This window comes from Kordia sp. E, from assembly GCF_056033805.1.
The window spans coordinates 275,903-297,831 of record NZ_JBRASR010000004.1 but is presented as its reverse complement, the minus strand read 5'-3'; the positions used below and the strand labels follow the sequence as shown (position 1 = coordinate 297,831).

At 32.9% G+C, this 21,929-nt stretch carries 19 protein-coding genes; 7 read left to right on the top strand and 12 right to left on the bottom strand.

Annotated elements, in window-relative coordinates; translation table 11 throughout:
• The first annotated feature begins 144 nt into the window (after nt 1-144).
• Entirely contained in the window at nt 145-1,767 is a 1,623-nt protein-coding gene (locus tag ACUUYC_RS20740; protein WP_474268998.1) for an ABC-F family ATP-binding cassette domain-containing protein, read from the top strand.
• A 111-nt stretch (nt 1,768-1,878) separates the two neighbouring features.
• Here the strand turns inward: ACUUYC_RS20740 and ACUUYC_RS20735 are convergent, their stop codons facing one another.
• The 4 genes from ACUUYC_RS20735 to ACUUYC_RS20720 form a co-directional block, all read right to left on the bottom strand.
• Nucleotides 1,879-2,031 carry a hypothetical protein gene (locus tag ACUUYC_RS20735; RefSeq protein WP_474268997.1) on the bottom strand — a complete coding sequence of 51 codons (153 nt, stop codon included), beginning with the start codon at nt 2,029-2,031 and terminating at the stop codon, nt 1,879-1,881.
• Nucleotides 2,032-2,095: 64 nt separating this feature from the next.
• Nucleotides 2,096-2,461: a hypothetical protein gene (locus tag ACUUYC_RS20730; protein WP_474268995.1), complete on the bottom strand. Its 366-nt coding sequence runs from the start codon at nt 2,459-2,461 to the stop codon at nt 2,096-2,098.
• Nucleotides 2,462-2,647: 186 nt separating this feature from the next.
• Complete coding sequence (pheT, locus tag ACUUYC_RS20725; protein ID WP_474268994.1) at nt 2,648-5,077, bottom strand: phenylalanine--tRNA ligase subunit beta; 2,430 nt, start codon at nt 5,075-5,077, stop codon at nt 2,648-2,650.
• Nucleotides 5,078-5,164: 87 nt separating this feature from the next.
• Nucleotides 5,165-5,848 (bottom strand): hypothetical protein, encoded by a 684-nt coding sequence (locus ACUUYC_RS20720; protein WP_474268992.1) that lies wholly within the window; start codon nt 5,846-5,848, stop codon nt 5,165-5,167.
• Between the two features lie 209 nt (nt 5,849-6,057).
• Here ACUUYC_RS20720 and ACUUYC_RS20715 point away from each other — a divergent pair, with 209 nt between their 5' ends.
• The 6 genes from ACUUYC_RS20715 (at nt 6,058) to ACUUYC_RS20690 (ending at nt 13,649) form a co-directional block, all read left to right on the top strand.
• The gene (locus ACUUYC_RS20715; protein ID WP_474268990.1) at nt 6,058-7,278 is read left to right on the top strand and encodes a TlpA family protein disulfide reductase; all 1,221 of its coding nucleotides are present in this window, start codon (nt 6,058-6,060) and stop codon (nt 7,276-7,278) included.
• Nucleotides 7,279-7,599: 321 nt separating this feature from the next.
• On the top strand, nt 7,600-9,702 hold the full coding sequence (locus tag ACUUYC_RS20710; protein ID WP_474268989.1) for an endonuclease: 2,103 nt from the start codon (nt 7,600-7,602) through the stop codon (nt 9,700-9,702).
• Nucleotides 9,703-9,859: 157 nt separating this feature from the next.
• Nucleotides 9,860-10,765 (top strand): TolB-like translocation protein, encoded by a 906-nt coding sequence (locus ACUUYC_RS20705; protein ID WP_474268988.1) that lies wholly within the window; start codon nt 9,860-9,862, stop codon nt 10,763-10,765.
• Between the two features lie 312 nt (nt 10,766-11,077).
• On the top strand, nt 11,078-11,827 hold the full coding sequence (locus ACUUYC_RS20700; RefSeq protein ID WP_474268987.1) for a hypothetical protein: 750 nt from the start codon (nt 11,078-11,080) through the stop codon (nt 11,825-11,827).
• A gap of 121 nt (nt 11,828-11,948) precedes the next feature.
• Nucleotides 11,949-12,374 carry a cupin domain-containing protein gene (locus ACUUYC_RS20695; protein WP_474268986.1) on the top strand — a complete coding sequence of 142 codons (426 nt, stop codon included), beginning with the start codon at nt 11,949-11,951 and terminating at the stop codon, nt 12,372-12,374.
• Between the two features lie 165 nt (nt 12,375-12,539).
• A complete protein-coding gene (locus ACUUYC_RS20690) occupies nt 12,540-13,649 on the top strand; it encodes a DUF2911 domain-containing protein (RefSeq protein ID WP_474268984.1) in 1,110 nt (369 codons plus the stop codon).
• A gap of 179 nt (nt 13,650-13,828) precedes the next feature.
• Here ACUUYC_RS20690 and ACUUYC_RS20685 read toward each other — a convergent pair whose 3' ends face one another.
• The 8 genes from ACUUYC_RS20685 to ACUUYC_RS20650 all read right to left on the bottom strand — a co-directional run bounded on the left by ACUUYC_RS20685 (nt 13,829) and on the right by ACUUYC_RS20650 (nt 21,929).
• Entirely contained in the window at nt 13,829-14,200 is a 372-nt protein-coding gene (locus ACUUYC_RS20685) for a VOC family protein (protein ID WP_474269311.1), read from the bottom strand.
• Between the two features lie 263 nt (nt 14,201-14,463).
• On the bottom strand, nt 14,464-16,569 hold the full coding sequence (gene recG, locus ACUUYC_RS20680) for an ATP-dependent DNA helicase RecG (RefSeq protein WP_474269309.1): 2,106 nt from the start codon (nt 16,567-16,569) through the stop codon (nt 14,464-14,466).
• 242 nt (nt 16,570-16,811) lie between these two features.
• Complete coding sequence (locus ACUUYC_RS20675; RefSeq protein WP_474268982.1) at nt 16,812-17,267, bottom strand: hypothetical protein; 456 nt, start codon at nt 17,265-17,267, stop codon at nt 16,812-16,814.
• A 186-nt stretch (nt 17,268-17,453) separates the two neighbouring features.
• Nucleotides 17,454-17,735, bottom strand: a complete 282-nt coding sequence (locus ACUUYC_RS20670) for a hypothetical protein (RefSeq protein WP_474268980.1) — start codon at nt 17,733-17,735, stop codon at nt 17,454-17,456.
• Between the two features lie 158 nt (nt 17,736-17,893).
• Entirely contained in the window at nt 17,894-18,397 is a 504-nt protein-coding gene (locus tag ACUUYC_RS20665; RefSeq protein ID WP_474268978.1) for a hypothetical protein, read from the bottom strand.
• A gap of 147 nt (nt 18,398-18,544) precedes the next feature.
• Nucleotides 18,545-20,113: a T9SS type A sorting domain-containing protein gene (locus ACUUYC_RS20660; RefSeq protein ID WP_474268977.1), complete on the bottom strand. Its 1,569-nt coding sequence runs from the start codon at nt 20,111-20,113 to the stop codon at nt 18,545-18,547.
• A gap of 214 nt (nt 20,114-20,327) precedes the next feature.
• Nucleotides 20,328-20,846, bottom strand: a complete 519-nt coding sequence (locus ACUUYC_RS20655) for a hypothetical protein (protein WP_474268974.1) — start codon at nt 20,844-20,846, stop codon at nt 20,328-20,330.
• A 51-nt stretch (nt 20,847-20,897) separates the two neighbouring features.
• The gene (locus ACUUYC_RS20650; protein WP_474268972.1) at nt 20,898-21,929 is read right to left on the bottom strand and encodes a serine hydrolase domain-containing protein; all 1,032 of its coding nucleotides are present in this window, start codon (nt 21,927-21,929) and stop codon (nt 20,898-20,900) included.

Genomic DNA, 21,929 nt, shown 5'->3' with positions numbered 1-21,929 from the left:
TTAACAAATCTAACTAACACAAATACAATACGCTGTTAATGGGTTGTTAAAAATCTATGTTAAAACGTTAAGACAAACCGCTGTAATATTCAATCTAATTGTTACTTTTGCGCAATATAAAAAAAGTTTAAAAAATAATAAAGAATGTTATCTGTATCTAATCTATCCGTACAATTTGGAAAACGCGTCTTATTTGACGAAGTAAATACGTCATTTAATCAAGGAAATTGTTATGGTGTCATCGGAGCTAATGGCGCTGGTAAATCTACGTTTCTAAAAATTTTATCAGGAAAGATGGACCCAACTTCGGGACATGTTCATCTTGAGGCTGGCAAAAGAATGTCAGTATTAGAACAAGATCACTATGCGTATGACGAATTTCCAGTATTGGAAACAGTAATTATGGGAAACAAACCATTATTTGCTATCAAAAAGGAAATGGACGATATCTATGCAAAAGTTGACTTTTCAGATAAAGATGGTGAACGTGTAGGAGAGTTGCAAGTAGAATTTGAAGAAATGAATGGTTGGAATGCCGATTCAAATGCAGCAGCTTTATTATCAAACTTAGGAATATCAGAAGCAAGTCATTACTCGCTAATGAGCGAATTGGACGGAAAACAAAAAGTACGTGTATTATTAGCGCAAGCACTTTTTGGAAATCCTGATGTGTTAATTATGGATGAGCCGACAAACGACTTGGATTTTGAAACAATTTCTTGGTTGGAGCATTTCTTAGCAAACTATGATAACTGTGTAATTGTGGTTTCGCACGATAGACACTTTTTAGATTCGGTTTGTACACACATTTCAGATATCGATTTCTCAAAAATAAACCACTACAGTGGAAACTATACATTCTGGTATGAAAGTAGTCAGTTAGCTGCTAGACAACGTGCACAACAAAACAAGAAAGCAGAAGACAAAGCAAAAGAATTACAAGAATTTATTATGCGTTTTAGTGCGAATGTTGCCAAATCGAAACAAGCAACATCTCGTAAAAAAATGTTAGAACGTTTAAAAGTAGAAGATATAAAACCTTCAAGTCGTCGTTATCCTGCAATTATTTTTGACAGAGAACGCGAAGCTGGAGATCAAATATTAAATGTTGAAGGACTAACTGCAAGTGCAGAAGGAGAAACACTATTTAAAAATGTAGATATTAACTTAGCAAAAGGTGATAAAGTTGCGATCATTTCTAAAAATTCGCGTGCTACAAGTGCTTTCTATCAAATTATCAATGGAAATGTCAAAGCAGATGCCGGAGAATATAAGTGGGGAGTTACAACTTCACAAGCGTATTTACCAGTTGACAATGCTGAGTTTTTTGATAATGACATGACTTTAGTTGATTGGTTACGTCAATGGTCAAAAACGGAAGAAGAACGTGAAGAAGTATTTGTTCGTGGATTCTTAGGGAAAATGATTTTCAGTGGAGAAGAAGCATTAAAAACTGCTCGTGTACTTTCAGGAGGAGAAAAAGTACGTTGTATGTTATCTCGTATGATGATGATTAGAGCAAACGTATTAATGTTAGATGAACCAACAAATCACTTAGATTTAGAGAGTATTACAGCATTCAACAACTCGTTGAAAAACTTTAAAGGAACGGTTCTATTCACAACGCATGATCATGAGTTTGCACAAACAGTTGCCAATAGAATCATTGAGTTAACGCCAACTGGAGTTATCGACAGATATTCAACGTTTGATGATTACATGAGCGATAAAAAAATAAAAGAACAACGTGAAAAGATGTATGTTTAAAGTCTAATCACGAAAATTTATACAATTAAAAAGTCCCTTGAAACATTTTCAAGGGACTTTTTTTTATAATGGATTGGTTGATATGGTTCTTTTTATTGAATTTTAATATACTTAAGGAAGTCTACAAATTCCTTGATAACATGCATACGGAAAATCGCAAGGTCTACGATGACTACAAAAACGAGGTGCGCCACCGATAATATTTCGTTGTCCTTTTTTAGCGATATAGCTAAATCCTTCAAGATTTGCAATTTTGTCTAACATGATTATTTTTTTGAAGCTTAAAAATACAAAAAAAATATTTAGTAGCTATTACGGTTTTACCGTACTATTTAACGAATTGTAATTGTAACATTCCTTGATTGGCATATAAAATTTTATGAGACGTGGTTCTATTATTACGTGTTAAGTACAGAATAGAAGCACCATCAATAAATTCTAAACTCCAAGTTCCTTCTATAAATGGTTTCTCACCAGTTGGACATCTTCGTCGTTGTATATTTGGAACAATAAAGGTTTGATCGCTTTTAAATTTTATAAAAGAGTCACTCTTTTTGTGACTTTTCACAGAAGAATATATTTTTCCAGGTCCTTCTCGAGAAGTTGGATACCAAGTGATATCAACAAATTTTTCTGTATTGACTTGTCCAAAAGCAAAAGTAGTTACAAAACATAAAAAGTAAAATAATTTCATGAATAACTATTCAACAAAAATAGTACCACTTTTTTATAATGTTTCGTGTAAAATTTCAAATAGATTTAGAATTGAAAAGTACTTTAAAACAAAAAACGCTTTCTACAATTGTAAAAAACGTTTCTATTATATATTGAATGCTATTATTTAATTTCTAAACATATCACATCGAGCGCAGTTGAGATTTTATCTCAACTCAGCACCTAATTGTTTCTCAAAACTTTGCTGAAGCTTATTCATGATCTTGTCAATCTGTTTGTCAGTCAGTGTTTTATGTTCATCTTGAAGCGTAAAACTTACTGCATAACTTTTCTTGCCTTTAGGCAAATTATCACCTTGATATACATCAAACAAATTCACTTCTTTCAGTAAATTACGTTCACTTTGTTTCGCAATAGCGTGAATTTCTGCAAACGTTGTTTTTTCATCAATCAACAAAGCAAAATCTCTACGAACTTTTGGAAACTTAGGAATATCTTTAAACTTGATTTTTCTGTTTTTAGCAACTTCAATCACATTATCCCAATTGAAATCTGCATAGATTACTTCTTGCTTAATGTCAAACGCTTTTAAAACTGCACGTTTTACAATTCCGAATTCTACTAATTTTGTTTTCCCTAAACTCAATGTTAATCCTTCAGAAAAGATATCATTTTTAATAGGAGAAACTTTTAGTGAATGCAAACCTAAACGTGCTAAAACAGCTGTTACAATTCCTTTTACATAGAAAAAGTCACTTGTTACAGGTTTACTTTGTCTCCACGTTTCAGCAGTTGTATTTCCTGTAATTAATAAAGATAAGTGTTTGTGTTCTTCACGGTTTTCATCATATGCATGATATGTTTTTCCAAACTCGAAGAATTTTAAATCACTGTTTTTTCTATTGATATTATGAGAAATGGCTTCTAATCCTGAGAATAACAACGATTGACGCATTACGGACAAATCATTACTTAAAGGATTCAACATGGTAATGTTGTGTTCTTCTTTCAATTGTTCAGAAAGTTCCACATACGATGCTGTTGTTAATGAATTCGCCATAATTTCATAGAAACCTTGCGACACTAATTGTGCTCCAACAACATCTTGTAATTTATAATCTTCATAACGAGATGTATTTGAAACCGAGATATGCCACTTTTCATCAAACTTGATGTTATTATAACCATATACACGTAAAATCTCTTCAATTACATCTGCTTCACGTTGTACATCAACTCTATATGCAGGAATTGTTAATCCTAATCCAGCATCTGTAACCGAATTAATTTTAATTTCTAAAGAAGATAAAATATTCTTAATAGTTTCTTTTGGTAACTCTTCACCAATCAATTTGGCAACATTTTCATAAGAAACACGTACTTGAAAATCTTCAATTTTTGTTGGATAACTGTCCGTTACATCACTTGTAATTTCTCCACCTGCTAATTCTTGAATTAGTAAAGCCGCTCTTTTCAAAGCATATTCTGTAATGTTTGGATCAATTCCACGTTCAAAACGGAACGAAGCATCTGTATTTAGTCCGTGACGTTTTGCTGTTTTACGAACAGAAACAGGATTAAAATAAGCACTTTCCAAAAATATATTAGTTGTATGCTCGCTCACGCCAGATTTAATTCCTCCAAAAACACCTGCAATACACAATGGTTTTTCAGCATCACAAATCATTAAATCATCTTCATGTAATTCACGTTCTACTTCGTCTAATGTTGTAAACTTTGTGCCAGCTTCAAGTGTTTTTACAATAATTTTATTCCCAGAAACATAGTTTGCATCAAACGCATGTAGTGGTTGTCCTAGTTCATGTAACACATAATTTGTAACATCAACAATATTGTTTTTTGGTGTTAAACCAATAGCTTTTAAACGATGTTGTAACCATTCTGGAGACGTTTTTACTTGTACGCCAGAAATCGTTACACCACAATAACGTGGAGATAACGTTCTATCTTCAACTTCTACGTCCATTTTTAAAGTTCTGTTATCAACTCTAAAACTACTTGTAGAAGGTGTAATTAATTCTAATTTGATATCTTTTTGAGCTAAACCAGCTTTTAAGTCTCTGGCAACACCATGATGACTCATTGCATCAGCTCTATTTGGTGTTAATCCAATTTCAAAAACAGTATCGTTTTCAATATCGAATACTTCGCTTGCTAATGTCCCAGGAACAAGAGCTTCATCTAAAATCATGATTCCATCATGACCTTCACCTAAACCAAGTTCATCTTCAGCGCAAATCATTCCGTTAGAAACTTCTCCACGAATTTTCCCTTTCTTGATTTTAAATCCTTTTCCTTCGGCATCGTATAAAGTAGTTCCAACCGTAGCAACAGGTACTTTTTGTCCTGCATCTACATTTGGCGCACCACAAACAATTTGAATAGGTTCGTCAGTTCCTACATCTACGGTAGTTACTTTTAAGCGATCAGCATTTGGATGTTGCACACATGTTAATACATGTCCAATAACAATTCCTTCCAAGCCACCTTGAATAGATTCATATTTTTCAATTCCTTCCACTTCCAACCCTAAATCAGTTAAAAGTTCTCCAGTTTTTTCAGCGTCCCAATCAAGTTGAATAAATTGCTTTACCCAATTGTATGATATTTTCATTAGTCTTAATATTGAATAGTCCGCAAAGATAAGATAATGCCGTAAGTTGACAAATAACTTTGCATCAAAGATGGATTAAATTAGATTCTAGTTTTTAGATAGTTTTTTATATACATCAGTTCCGCAATCAATACAAATACCAGCTCCTTTAGTTAATGTTAATAATCCATTAGTTTTAATTGAAATAGCATAGATTCCACGTTTGCTAAATTTAATATGATGACCTATAGCACTTTTTCTTAATAATGTATATTTCTCTTCAGAAACTAAATGCCCATTTTTAAAGAATTTTACGGTGTTATTTTTATCAAATTCTATGTACTCATTGAGTTGTCCTTTAAATGGAATCATCAAATTTGTTTTTGTTTCCCAATTCCATTTTCCTACTAATTGATGTACTTTTAGTATTCTTTTTTTCTCTCTAATACTTCTAATTCGATCAATTGCATACATTGAAAAATATGAATTTGGATATTTTTTAGAAAAATTTAAATATTCCAAAGTAAGAATAGAATCTGTTGTTTTTAGTTCATTTTGATGTATAGGTAAAATATAATCACTAGTAGATTTAGCCCGTAAAGAATCTAGCGAAATATCTTTAGAAATGATACTTTCAAATTGAACACTTGGTAAACTTTGTAATGAATCTAATTTGTAATGAAGGGAATTTATAGTAGCATTTAACTCAGCATTCTCGGTTTTTATTTTTTCTATTTCATTAGAGCAAGAAAAAGAAGAGATTATCAATAAAAACAATATAATATGTCTCATAGTTGATTCTAATTTTAATGATGGTTTGTGTTAAATACAATCCTCAAATATAGTACCAAATTAATTTTTATACGCACGATGCTTTTTGGAAGTAGTTTCTTTAAAATTAATTGAATTCTGTTTCAATATAAAATGATCACACATTTTATTGTAATTTGTAGACGATTGTGCGAACTAACGTTCAATGACAATATCATAAAATCAAATACATGCAAAAAATATATATACTTTTCTTAGGAATCCTGCTAGTGTCCTGCGGGCAAAAAGAAGCTAAAAAAGAAGTATTCTCATTAAAAGGTGGTTCTTGGCGCGTTGCTTTAACGGTTCAAGATTCAAAAGAATTACCATTCATATTTACCACCACCAAAAAAGGAATTGAAATTCACAATGCTGAAGAACGTATTTCTGTGGATGATATTAGCATAAAAAACGATTCTATCACAATTAAAATGAACGTGTATGAAGGTGTTTTAAAAGGAAAATTTACAGATGAGAATACAATTAAAGGCGAATTCATCAAAGTTTCTTTAGACAGATACGTTCCGTTTACGGCTACTTTTGGGGAAACAAAACGCTTTCCAGAAACTTCAAATGCTACAAAAGCAATGATTACAGGGAACTGGGAAACTGTGTTTAGTCCAGAAATTGAAGCAGATCGATATATTGCGAAAGGAATTTTTAAACAAAACGGAAATATAGTCACAGGAACATTTAGAACCACTACAGGCGATTATCGCTATTTGGAAGGAACACTAAGTGGTGATCAATTGCAACTATCTGCGTTTGATGGCGCACATGCGTTTCTATTCACAGCAACGGTTACAGATAGTACAATGGTTGGAGAATTTCAATCAGGAAATCATTGGAAAGAACCATTTACAGCAAAGCGAAACGAAACATACGAATTACCAGATGCAAAAAGCTTAACGTATATAAAAGAAGGATATGATGAGTTCAATTTTTCATTTCCTGATACAACAGGAAAAAACATTTCACTTACGGATGACAATTTAAAAGGAAAAGTACGAATTGTACAAATTATGGGAACTTGGTGTCCAAACTGTTTGGATGAATCAACATACTATGCTGGTTATGCAAAAAATAATTCTGATGTGAAATTTATTGCGGTAGCTTTCGAATATATAAAGACGAAAGAAAAGGCGTTTGCAAATATTAAGCGTTTACAAAAACGTCTCAATATTCCATATCCAATCGTATTGGCACAATTTGGAACTTCCGATAAGAAAAAAGCACAAGAAAAATTACCAATGTTGAATCATGTATTATCATATCCGACGACTATTTTTATAGATAAAAAAGGAAAAGTCCGACGCATTCATACAGGTTTTAATGGGCCTGCAACTGGAGATAAATATATTGCCTTCAAAAAAGATTTTGAAAACTTTGTTTCTGAGCTTAAAAACGAATAAAAAGTACGGTTTAAGTAGCTGATTCGTAAGGGATAAACGTAGAAATAAAAAACCAACAATTTGTTAACATAAAATTACTAGTATAGTTCCTAAAACCTACCTATTTTTAAAGTGTAGAAAGAGAAACTATGCAAACGACATTTTTACCGGCTAAAACGAAAAACACTAATTATTTTATCAAATAATTTACAACGATCACGTCTTACTTCCTTTGGGAATTAAGGCGTTTTTTTTTGATATATAACCAATAGATTTGTTTTATAGGCTAAGAAATGTTTTGCGCATCGTTTCAAACTAATAAACCTAACCAAAATACAACACATGAAAAAACTTTTACTCTGGCTATTTTTAGCCGTAAGTGTCACAGCGTATGCACAGATTCCATCGTATTATAATGATGTGAACTTATCACAATCAGGAAACAACTTAAAAGATGAACTAGCAACCAAAGTCATTTCCACACACACTACTTTTTTATCATACACACCAGGCGTTTGGAATGCCTTAGAACAATCGGATGTAAATCCAAGTAATAACTCAGATGTACTTTTGATTTATGGACACAATGATACTGATGGAGTTTTTAAAACAGATAGAACACGTGACAAATTTCAGCATGGTGGAAGTGTTGGCGATTGGAACAGAGAACATGTATTTGCAAAATCGTTAGCAAATCCTGATTTAGGAACTTCAGGAGCTGGTGCAGATGCGCATAACTTACGTCCATGTGATACACAACAAAACTCTACACGTAACAACCGTAAATTTGGAACAGGAAGCGGCTCGGCTGGATTTATAAATTCAAATGGCGATTGGTATCCTGGAGATGAATGGAAAGGCGATGTTGCCCGAATGATTATGTTTATGTATATCCGTTACGGAAATCGTTGTTTACCAACATTCGTTGGAACAGGAAGCTCTGTAAGTAGTGATAACAATATGATTGATTTATTTTTACAATGGAATGTTGACGATCCGGTTTCTGCGTTTGAATCAAGTCGTAATGATATCATTGCTGGAATTCAAGGAAATAGAAACCCTTTTATTGACAATCCTGCGTTTGCAACTCAAATTTGGGGCGGACAACAAGCTGAAGACAAATTTGGAAATGGCGGAACTGATCCTGTTGATCCTGGAACTGGCGGCGGAAGCACAGACGAATTATTCTTTTCAGAATACATTGAAGGTTCGTCAAATAACAAAGCCTTAGAAATTGCAAATTTCACTGGAAGTTCTGTAAGCTTATCTAGTTATACAATTAAAAAACAAACCAATGGTGCTGGAAGTTGGTCTTCACCATATGCATTATCTGGAAATCTAGGAAATGGAAATGTATATGTAATAGCAAACAGTTCAGCAAACTCTTCAATACAAAATGAAGCTGATGTAACAACTGGTGGAGCAGTAGCGACTTTTAATGGAAATGATCCAATTGGATTATTCAAAAACAATGTCTTGATTGATATTATTGGAAATTTCAATGGTGGAAGTTCTAACTTTGCACAAAACGTTACTTTAAGAAGAAAAGCGAGTGTTACAAGTCCAAATGCATCCTACACAGAAGCAGAATGGGAAGAATTTGCTACAGATACAACAAATAACCTAGGAACACATACCGTAAATGGTGGCGGAAATACTGGTGGAACTCCAGGAAGTACAACAGTTTTACATGAAGGTTTCTTCGAATCTGGCTTAGACGGTTGGGTTGATGGCGGCGGCGATTGTTATCGTTACTCTGGAAGCAGATCGTACGAAGGAAGCAGATCTATGCGTATTCGTGATAACTCTGGAACAGCTTCATCAATGACATTAAATGATGTAGATGTTGCTGCATATGATGAAGTAGAAGTAGAATTCTATTTTTATTCGTATAGTATGGAAACAGGCGAAGATTTCTGGTTGCGTTACCACAATGGTTCCAGCTGGCAAACGGTTCGTGCGTATGTAAGCGGAACAGATTTTCAAAACAATAACTTCTTTAGTTCAAAAGTAACATTGAGCAAAGCAAGCTATAACTTTGTGAGTAATGCGAAGTTCAGATTTCAAGCTGATGCTTCTTCAAATGCAGATCAAATTTACATAGATCAGGTTACAATTACTGGTATTGTAAACGCTTCCGCGAGAATGTACTCAGAACCAACAAAAACCGATATAACATTACTTTCTCGTTCCCCAGAAGAAGAAAACATATTGATTGAAGAAGGATTTACAATATATCCGAATCCAGCAGTGAATCAATTAGAAGTTAGAATCTTTGCTGAAGAAAACGCTTCATATCAAATTCATTCAATGTTAGGACAACTAGTAAAAGTTGGAACACTAAGCAACAAAACGATCAATGTTAGCAACCTAAAAGCAGGAATCTACATTTTACAAGTAAATGATGGAGATGAAATTTTAACGAAGAAATTCATCAAAAAATAACTCATCAACATAAATTAGTATTAAGAAAGCCTTTCCGTAGCGAAAGGCTTTTTTTTGTTTAAAATATATTGATTATGAGAATGTTAAAGGCAATAAAAACTTTTGATTTTAGTTCATATTCATATAGTTTTAATTATCAATCAAAAAAACAACCTATATGCATATACGATTCAACTATCTTTTTTTCTGTTGTTGTATTACCTATTTAGGGTTTTCACAGAATACAGCTAATAACCTCAAATATTTACAGCAAAAACCACCATCAACAACACCTGAAATATTTGCGTCTGATTTAATTTCTAAAAAAACGGAATATGAATTTGGTTCAGTATTTAATAAAGATGCGACTGCATTTTACTATGGAGTTGATGTAGGCGGAAATTCAGAAATTCGGTTTACGGAACTTGTAAATAACAAATGGACAACACCGAAAATCATCTTATCAAATAAAAAGTATGGTTTTAACGATCCGTTTTTATCTCCTGATGAAAAGCGATTGTATTTTATCTCACAGCGTTCGTTAGATGGTGAAAGTTCTAAAAATGATCATGACATTTGGTATGTAGAAAAAATAGGTAAAAAATGGTCAGAACCAATCAATGCAGGTTCAAATATCAACACAAAAAATGATGAATACTATATTTCATTCACAGAAAGTGGTACCATGTATTTTTCATCAAACAAGCGTAATTCTGAAAACAGACAGCAAAGTTTTGATATTTATTATTCAAAATATGTAGATGGAAAATTTCAAAAAGCAATAGTTCTCAGTGAAGCTATCAATACAAAATATTATGAAGCAGATGTTTTTATAGATCCAAAAGAAACCTATATTATTTTTTGTGCAAGACGCCCAGACGGATTGGGTAGAGGAGATTTGTACATAAGTTTTAAAAATGAAGATGGAACTTGGACAAAGTCTATCAATATGGGCAACAAGATAAATACAAAAGGTCATGAACTATGTCCGTTTGTCTCAAATGATGGGAAGTATTTTTTCTATACAAGTAATCAAGATATTTATTGGGTAAGTACAAAAGTTTTTGATGAATTAAGAAAATGAAGAAGTATTATGTGAAACATGAAAAAGACAATATAACAATATAAAATAAATTTATACGAAGAAAGCCTTTCCATTGTGAGAGGCTTTTTTGATTTCAAAATATTCACGATTATGATATATACATACTCTTCATTGAACTAGATATTCTATTTATGTAATCAAATCTACTGATAATCAGGTCGTTATTCGTTTCAAGGTTTTATCAATCTACATTTGAAACATGAAATATCAAACTAATATAGAAGGTTTGATGATTCTAAAATTTTAAAATAAAATTAAAAACACATTTGTAAAACATTAAAACAAAACGAAATGAAAAAAAATTACGTATTCTTAGCAATCTGTATGCTTCTAGCAAGTAATGTATTAATTGGACAAACAACTACTACCGTTACGGGTAAAACTCCAATTAGAATTGAAACACCTAAAAATTGGAATAAAAACAAATCAAAAAGTGATATTGCTGTATACAATGCACCGCCAAATTGTGTAATTGCAGATTACACATTAAATGTAGTGAAGCGAAATGGCCCAGTGCAACATTCTGTAAGCTTTGTACAAGGTGCAAGTCGATTTATCTCTACGCAAGAAATGAATGATTCATTTAGTAGCGCAGACAATTTAGCAGTAAATTTAAATATTAAAGGAACAGATTATTTAGGCTTAAAAGCCACATTAGACAGTAAATACGATGATTATGAGCGAATTCAAAACACTATTGAGGCTTCTCATGCTACCATTGAACATAGAGCAAAAGTTAATGGAAATGGTATGTTTAATGGTCGATCTTGGTACGAAGGAAACACAACCGTAAAATTAATATGTTACGATGATTTTATGTCATCCAAAGCAAAATTAGATAAAAAGCTAGAAGAATTAGTACAGCGATATGCGGACTCAACAGCTATAGTCAATGCCGCAAATAATGGAAGTACGACCACTTCTAGTACTACGAAGCTCGACATTGATCATCAAATTGAAGTTTACAAACCGATCATTATCATTATCGTAATTGTAATCATCGTAATTGTAATTATTATTGTCGTAAGAAGAAAAAAATGATAAAGCAGTAATTTCTAAAACAAATTAATAACTCAAATCGAGTAGGAAATCTATATAGGTTTTTTACTCGATTTTTATTTGTTAAATTAGTAGATTGAACAAATGAACCAATCATTTCAAAATGAACAAACCACTAGTATTATTTTCGCTCATATTCATGCTATTCATTGCTTGTAAACCGAATATAAACAATAAAATAGAGGTAACGACACTCACCAAGTCAACAAAAAGTTGGAATGATGCGCCATTACCAAAGTATCCTGAAGGAAATCCTGAAGTAACAATTTTAAAAATTGTGATTCCGCCAAAAACAAAATTGAATTGGCATAAACATCCTGTAATTAATGCAGGTGTTTTATTAAAAGGAGAATTAACGGTAATTAGTGAAGCTAATAATACATTACACCTAAAAGCTGGTGAACCTATTGTAGAGATCGTAAATGCATGGCATTATGGCGAAAATGAAGGTAACGAACCTGCGGAAATCATAGTTTTTTATGCCGGAGTTGAGAACACACCGATAACTGTTCTTAAAGATCAAAAATGATACAATCATAGTTCATTCACGTAATAAACGTATTGATTAGTTTTGTAAACTCTTACAAATGTTAATTAACATAAACTAGGTTAACATTAACAAAGCTATAACAAGTATACTTTGTTTGAAAACTTACCTTGTTTCCATAAACTTTACTAACTAACACCTAATAGTATGAAATTAAAAATTACACACATTGCATGTGTGGCTGTTTTAATGTTCTTAACCCTAAGCACAACAGCCTTTGCACAAATAAACACACCTCGTGGAAGTCAAAAATCAACAGTTTCACAAACTGTCGGAATCTCAGATATTAGTGTTACCTATGCGCGACCAAGCGTTCGTGGTCGTGAAATTTGGGGAAAATTAGTTCCTTACGGAATGAACAATCTCGGATTTGGAACATCTACATCATCACCTTGGCGTGCTGGAGCTGATGAAAACACAATAATTACATTCTCTAACGATGTAAAGGTTGAAGGGAAAAAAATTAAAGCAGGAACATATGGTTTGCATATGGAAATCAAAGAAAATGGTAGCGTAACCGTTATTTTTTCTAATAACAGTAACTCTTGGGGAAGTTATTTTTATGAGTCGTCGGAAGATGCATTGCGCGTAGATGTTCAATCGAAAGAAATTCCACATGAAGAATTATTAACGTTTGATTTTATTGAAGTTAATCCAAATTCAACAACGTTGGCATTGCAATGGGAAAAAAAAGCAATTCCATTCACTATTGAAGTAGATGTAGCTAGCATTGTAATGACTGACATTCGTAAGAAAATGCAAGATCAACCTGGATTCAATCGACAAACTTGGGAACAAGCTGCAAATTATGCTTTAAATAATGGAGGCGATTTAGATGAAGCATTAACTTGGATTAACAATGCAATTGCAGGACAGTTTTACAGCAAGCAAACTTTTAACAATACACAAATTAAAGCAGCCATTTTGATGAAGCAAAATAAAAATGAAGAAGCTGTAGCTGCAATGGATAGTGTATTGCCAAGCGCAACAGTTTTTGAAATTCACCAATATGGACGTCAGTTATTGACTTTAGGAATGAAGGACAAAGCTATGGAAGTCTTTAAGTATAATGTGAAAAACAACAAAGATACTTGGCCAGTTCATTACGGAATGGCAAGAGCATATTCTGCAAAAGGAGATCATAAATCTGCAGCAAAACACTTGAAAAAAGCATTAGCTAATGCACCAAATGCAGCTAGTAAAAGTAGAGTGCAAGCAAACTTAGATAAAGCGAATAAAGGAGAAAGTATCAATTAATAAAAAAATTGCTATGTGAATGGGAAATTCCACCGTCATTCATCATATAAAAAAAGCGTCTATTGTAACAATAGGCGCTTTTTTAGTTTTATATTTTTCGAAAGTTTCAAAGAAATTTGAGATCATCTAATAGCGAAGCGATCTAAAATCTCACTTCTAATAGCGTAAGCGATCTACTATTACACATGCTGATCCATCAAAATTACATTTCCATCAGGATCTTTAATAACAAAGCTTGCAGGTCCAGAAGTACTTTCATCAGCTTCGGTAGAAAATTCAAAATCCTTACTTTTCAATTCTTTCTGAATATCTCTAATATCTGTGAATGATTCTAATGGCTGTGCACCTTGTGTCCAACCTGGATTAAATGTCAAAATATTAGTATCAAACATACCTTGAAACAATCCAATAACGATTTGTTCATTCTTCATGATAAGCCAGTTTTGGTCTATTTCTCCATGAAAAACAGAAAAACCTAAATTCTCATAAAAAGCTTTGGAAACGTGAATATCTTTTACGGTAAGACTCACCGAAAATGCACCTAATTTCATATTGTATTGTTTTGGTTGATAATTGGTTTGATTAAAAGTACACAATTTTAATGGAATATGATTAATTGCTTTTTGCCACGAATTCACGAATTATTTTTAGTTAGTGTGTCTGCATGTTATGCTTACTCTAATGTGAAGCTGAATCAAGTTCAGCTTGACGCAGTTATTATTTAATAATAAAAGTGAGAGTACCAAAACTCCAAGAGCAAAGCTAGTCTAAAAGCAAAGCGCTCTAATATCTAACAGCGTCAGCGGTCTCAAATCTAACTAATATAATTCCAAATATTTTTGTGTTTTACCAATTGTGCATACGTGTAGCGAACGGCTTTGTGTTCTTCCATAACTAAACTTGGATCAGCTTTTAAGACTTGTTGCGCGTAATAACGAGCTATTTTTAGAATATCATTGTCTTTTACAATATCTGCAATTTTTAGGTTTAAAACACCACTTTGTTGCGTTCCCATAATGTTTCCTGGACCACGAAGTTTCAAATCGACTTCTGCAATTTCAAAACCATCACTCGTTTGAACCATCGTTTGTAAACGTGTTTTTCCGTCTGCACTTAGTTTGTGACTCGACATTAAGATACAAAAACTCTGTTCGGCACCGCGACCAACACGACCACGCAACTGATGCAATTGTGACAATCCAAAACGTTCGGAACTTTCAACAATCATTACGGATGCATTTGGAACATTCACTCCAACTTCAATTACTGTTGTTGCTACCATAATCTGCGTTTCACCTTTGATAAAACGATTCATTTCAAAATCTTTATCAGCAGGTTTCATTTTTCCATGAACAATAGAAATTTGATAATCTGGCATAGGAAATTCTCTGGAAATACTTTCGTAACCGTCCATTAAATCTTTATAATCCAATTGTTCCGATTCTTGAATTAGTGGATATACAATGTAAATTTGCCTTCCTTTTGTAATTTCATCACGAATAAACTTAAACACCTTCAATCGATTGCTATCGTAACGATGCACGGTTTTAATCGCTTTTCTTCCTGGCGGCAATTCATCAATCACAGAAACATCCAAATCGCCATATAAACTCATGGCAAGCGTTCTCGGAATCGGTGTAGCAGTCATGACTAGAATATGTGGTGGAAACGTATTTTTGTGCCAGAGTTTTGCACGTTGCGCGACACCAAAACGATGTTGTTCATCTATAATTGCTAAACCAAGATTTTTGAATTTTACTTTATCTTCCAAAACCGCATGTGTTCCAATGAGAATGTGCAATGAACCGTCTTCCAGCATTTCGTGAATCACGCGTCTGTCTTTCGTCTTTACCGAACCTGTTAAGAGTTTTATGTTTAATCCTAATGGTGCTACTAACTCTTGCATTCCATTGTAATGCTGAATTGCCAAAATCTCCGTTGGCGCCATAATACACGCTTGAAAATCATTGTCAATCGCTAATAACATTGCCATCAACGCAACGATGGTTTTTCCAGAACCAACATCTCCTTGTAGCAGTCGATTCATTTGTGCATTGCTACCTAAATCGTTTCGAATTTCCTTAATAACACGTTTTTGCGCATTTGTCAATTCAAACGGTAAATGATTCGCATAGAAATCATTAAATTTTTCACCAACTTGATCAAACGGAAATCCTTTAATCTTACTTTTATGGATGAGGTTTTTGGTAATGAGTTGTATTTGAATGTAAAAAAGTTCTTCAAACTTTAATCGATATTGCGCTTTTGCTAATAATTCTTGACTTTTCGGAAAGTGAATGTTGAATAACGCTTCACTTTTTGAAATCAGTTTGAGTTCTCCGAGAATAGTAGGAGGCAAGGTTTCATAAAACTGCGTGCGCGATTCTATAAATAGTTGCTGCATCAATTTATTAACGACTCTATTTGTAATGCCTTTGTTACTGAGTTTTTCCGTTGATGGATATACAGGTTGCATGGCAGTTCGTAAGCTTTGCTCATGTTCTTGTTGTAATTCCATTTCTGGATGTGGCATGGAGAACGTTCCGTTGTACCAACTCGTTTTACCGAAGATTACATACGTTGTATTTAGCTTTAAACTGTCTTTTATCCATTTGTGACCGCGAAACCAAATGAGTTCCATTTCGCCAGTTCCATCTGTAAATGTTCCAACTAAGCGTTTGCCGCGTTTTTGTTGCACCATTTTGATATGGACAATTTTTCCAATGACTTGAATTTCAGAAGCATTTCGTTGTAATTCGTTAATTTTAAAATAACGGGTTTTATCAATATAACGATTAGGAAATAGGTTGATAAAATCCTGATACGTATGTATTCCCAACTCCTTACGAAGCAAATCGGCACGGTTAGGACCAACGCCTTTCAAGTAATCTATAGGAGTTTGTAATACATTTTGATTCATCAATTCAAAAGTAAGATAATTGATTGAAAAATTAAATGATTTAAAGATTGAAAACGTCACTTCGAGTAAATTTGTGAAACAAATTTGTATAGAGAAGTGATTTAAAAACAAAACAGGCTTTACATTTCCAATCTGAAAATCTAGCTATCTATTTTTGGCTATGAATATATAAATTGTTTTAGCTTGTTTGTTGGCACGAGATGCAAACTAGCGCTAGTGTGGTATTAACTATAGGATTATTCTTAATTTGCTCCTTCCCATTCTTTTTGAATCTTACTTAGTTTAATTAAAAAGGGAATTAATAATATTATTTCTAATCTAATTACAAGGAAAAAAATATCCTGGAAAAGTGGTAAAATGAACATAGACACTCCACAAAGAACAATTCCGATTATTGCATCTATTTTTCCAATTTTAATGGCGATATCTTTTTCAAACCATAGTGAGAAAGCTGTGAACCCTTTTAAAAGCCCAAGAGAAATCACAATTAACCCATTTATTGAGAACGGTTCACTTGATTCAAATCCATAAAAAGCTAAATCTGGTTTTATGTTTGTGAATCCAAGAATTAAGCAAACAAATGACATAAAACCGAATAGCATAAAAATCCAACAAAATACTTTAATCCACCATGGAAGTAGTTTTCTTCTACGTTTTTTAACCTTTTCAAATTCTTCAAATGAGTTTGCTTCTTTCATATTTAATTTTAGTCATTTCGGGATATTACAGTCAACGCCTTTAAGGTAATTTATAGGAGTTTGTAATACATTCTGATTCATCAATTCAAAAGTAGGTTTTTGTGAATTGCGAAGCAAACTTGATTTATCATTCCTGTGAAGCAAGAAATTTATATTGACAATAATGTTCGAATTATTTTAGTTTGTTTATCGGCACGAGTTGCAAACTCGCGCTAGCGTGGGGTCTGTAGTAAAGTGAGAAAGCCAAATGTTATTTTCTGTTTCATCTATTCCACCGAAATGAATGTCATATAAAGTTTCATCATCATCTGGTCGCATAAAATGAAAAGATATTTGTGATTGAATAGCGGGATTAGTTGAGAGAATTACATACTTAATATTTTCGGCGTCAATTTTTATTGAGTAAAGTTCAGTATTACTAAACCTTTCTGTAATCCATTCTCTCCAATTTCCGTATTCTTTCTCCATTTTTTAATGAGCTACAATGTGTTTGTATAAGATTAGTTATGTTGTTTAAGCAACTAATTTAGCAAATACAAACCAAATAGAAAATCCGCAAGGATTTTCGTAAGTAGGCTAGAACTAGTAATAAATTATACACTTTGTTATGCAATGGTTTTTTATTTTCAGCCGTAAACATTAGGACTGTAACTAATTATTTCTTCTTTATCTAGGTTTATTTTCATTTTAAAGTAACATATTCCTCCATCAGCCACATCAACTTTTTCTTTTTTAAGATTATAGAAATCTCCATGATTATCTTCGTCACAGAAAAAGTTAATCCATATCAGTTTTTCACCTTGTTCATTTATTGCTGCAATATATTGTCTGTTATAGTTATAATCAGTTTTGAGTAATTTTGATTCAGTTTTATATTCAGCTGCTGTTTTTTCGATTTGCCATTTTATGAGATATTCAATTTTCATAATTTCAGAGTTTGATAATTCTGTCGGTTGAGCATTTTCAAAAATAGGATAAGTTTCATTCGGCTCAAATTTTAAAATATAGTAATCTGATGAACCTATTTTTCCACTTTTAGAGTTGGTGTTAAATATTGATTTACATGAAAATACTGATACTAAAATCAGAATTATAATAAAGACGCTGAATGTTTCTTTTAACTTTTGCATAACGTATGTTTATACAAAACTTTTATATAAAGTTCTTGTTATTTCACATAAAAGTAAAACAAAACTCAGACATATAAAATGTGGTTTCCCGTAAAGAAGTGTAATTACAAGGAAACCAAAGCTCATAGAAAGTAGAGAAGTTAACTATTAGTTTCGTATAACTTTATGAACATATTTTCCTTTTGTTGTTTGAATTGCTAGGAAGTAAACTCCAGATGGTTGTTGCGACAACTCAATTTTATGATTGAATGTTCCTGTTGTTTTTTGACCTTTAGCAATGGTTTTAACCAATCGGCCATTGATGTCGAACAGAGATAATTCAATAGTGTCAATTTCTGAATTGTTAAATGTAAGATTGATGCTATCACTTGTTGGATTTGGATACAACATTATGTCTACATTTAACTCATTGTTTTCGATGCCTAAAGTTGAGGAATCAAATTCATACGCTCCCATATCTACCGTAGTATTGAATATTCTATTGTTTGAAAGTATATCTATTGCAGCAACTCCTGTGTTATCACCAGCATCAATACATGAAGATGTATTTTGCAATTGCAATCCATCATCAGCTGTCATCCAAATTCCATCTACGCCAGCGCCCGATGCAATGTCTAAAAACAAAGGGTTTATATCAATATTTCCTGTTCCAGCTCCAGAAATTACATGTGGAGCACTTTGTCCCGTAAGGTCAATGTTTGAATAGGTTGCTATGACTTGTGCGCCAGTACCTCTCACATAAAACTGTGGACTAACTCCTGTTGCAGTATTGTTCCAAAGAATACAATTTTGTAGCGTAACAGTACATGAACCAGATGATCCACCGCCACTTGGATCTAAATTATCTGCTATGAAAGCGCCTCCATATCCATTTAGCGCCATATTATTTATAAATGCACAATTGATTAATACAGGATGACAGTTTCCGTTTCCGCCGCCCCAAGCATACATTGCTCCAACATTTTCAGCAGACGTATTTTCATAAAAAATAGAATTAATTACTGTTGGACTTGCCGTTCCTCCAGCAACGGCATAGCTGTCCATTCCTCCAGCTGCAATTAAGGCGTGATTTTGAGAGAACACACAATTAATGAACGTTGGTAACGTATTTCCTCCATTGTATCCATTATTGAAAGCTCCTGAACCAAATGAAGCCGTATTTTGTCTAAACAAACAATTTCGAACAATCGGATGACAAAAACCACCATTAAATCCATGATTGTACATTCCGCCACCTAATCCATTTCCTGCATTTGTCGGGCTTCTATTATCATTTGCGGCTTCCACTATAAAACCATCTATAATAGCAGTATCATTTAGTTGTTGGTTGTAGATTACTTTATAGCTATTATCGGCTATTCCTGCAGCTCCAATTTCGCCACTTAGTATGCTAGTTAAACCATTTGTTAATGTTCTTTGTGATAGTAGTGTTTCTGTACCAACAAAACTTCCATAAATAGTGACACCATTTCTCATGCTAAATGAAATAGTTCTATTTGTTGTTGTTGTCGTATAATATGTACCTGCTGCAACCCAAACTTCATCAGTAGCGCTTGATGCGTCAATGGCTATTTGTAGTGAAGTGCCTGGATACGCATTTGCCCAGCTTGTTCCGTCTAAAGTTCCTGCTCCTGATGGAGTTACAAATCGTGTTGTTCCTTGTGCATTTATAGCAAATGCAATGATGAAAATTAATATGAGTATATGTTTTTTCATGAGTATTATTATTTTGAATTCATAACAATACAAACATATGCTTAACCGTAATTTTTGATGTCCTGAATTATTGAGACTAAAAGAATTAGGACTTGAATAGGTGTTTTTCCCGAATGATTTTTGGGTAAATTGTATAAAGTTGTTTCTCTATACAATTTTGCACTAGTTTTTGAAGAACATTTTATTTAGCTGTAGAAATATTAAAATGCATTTATCAGTTCCAAGAAGTTATTTTTTTGTTGGTAATAACTTTATTTAACTTCATCTTAATGTTTCCATTTTTTAGTGTTGTCAATTTGTATGTAGATTCTGAGTGAAATTTTGATTCAAATGCATATTCACCATCAAATATTAATTTGTAGCTTCCGTCAGCATTCACTTTCCATGTGCCTTTTTTGATAGACATGACTCCATTTCCACAACCGTAGAATTCAGTTAAGTCTTTAAAAATGATGTCTCCGTTCTGTTTAAAATCAAAAGTATATAATGTAAAATAATCTGTTGGTTTATTGATTTTCAATTCAAATCCACTTTTTAAATAGCTATAAAAACGATCTACATAGTACGTGCCAACTATTTGATTTTTAGAAATTTTAACTGGTTCTTTTGTAACGATTTCAGCTGTAGCTGCAACAACTTTAGTATTGTTAGTGTTAACTTTTTCAGGCTTTTGATTACAACTGATACTAAAAATACACACTAAAATTAAGGTTATGTTGGTATAAAATTTCATTTCACTAGTATTTTGATTTCTAGTGTAATACATCAAGTATTGTACCAATAACTATTTCTCATTCCTAAGTATTTTTACAATACGACTGTATACAATCTCTGATAAATTCCAATCGTAACCATCAAAATTTGTTGTATTGATAAATTGAACAACTACCGTATCGATGTCTTTATGATATTCAGCGAGACTTTGATAACCAGGAACCAAACCGCCATGTTTGTAGACGTAAATAGAGGAGTAGATTTCCTGTTCACCTTCATCAAATACTGATCCATTGTTTAATGCACGCAAGAATATACCAACATCTTCCGCGGTAGCTAACATTCCATTTTCATTCGGCTTAAAATCTTTTTGAATACCAACATAATAGCCACTCATAACATCATCTAGATTTACTTCTTTAAGTGAAAAGAAGGTGTTTTTTAGTTTAAGTGGAATCAATATTTCTTCTTTGATATACTGATGATGACTATAACCGACTACTTTTTCAATGATCTCACGGAGTAATAAATAGTTCGTGTTTGAATATTCATATCCTTTATCTGGTTCAAAACTAGCTGGTAAATCAAGCGCAAATTCGAGTGCTTTTTTCCCGTTTTCCTGTTCGTCTTTCCAAAATTCAGGATTATTAGTAAAGTTTGGAATTCCACTCCGATGTTGTACCATTAACCTTAAAGTGATTTTTTCTGCATTTTCAATTCTACCTATAAGTTCTGGAAAATAATCAGCTAGCGTTTCATCTAAAGATAAACGGTTGTCTTTTACTAATTTGGAGATAGATACTGCTGCATATAACTTACTAATACTCGCAATTTTGAATAAGGATTTTGGGTCGGCAGGTATTTTATTTTCACGATCTTTCCAACCACCGGTATAAAATGCTGGCGGTTTCCCGGCTTCATCTACATACACAATCATTCCATCAAACCCATGACCAATTGCTTCATCTACTTGTTGCTGAACTGTATTTGGTAGTGGCACTATCCATGCCCATACTAATATCCAAGGGACATAGAACATGGAGATTGTAGTTCCTAGAAGTAATACAACTCTGAATATTTGTTTTGTTAATTTCTTTGTCAT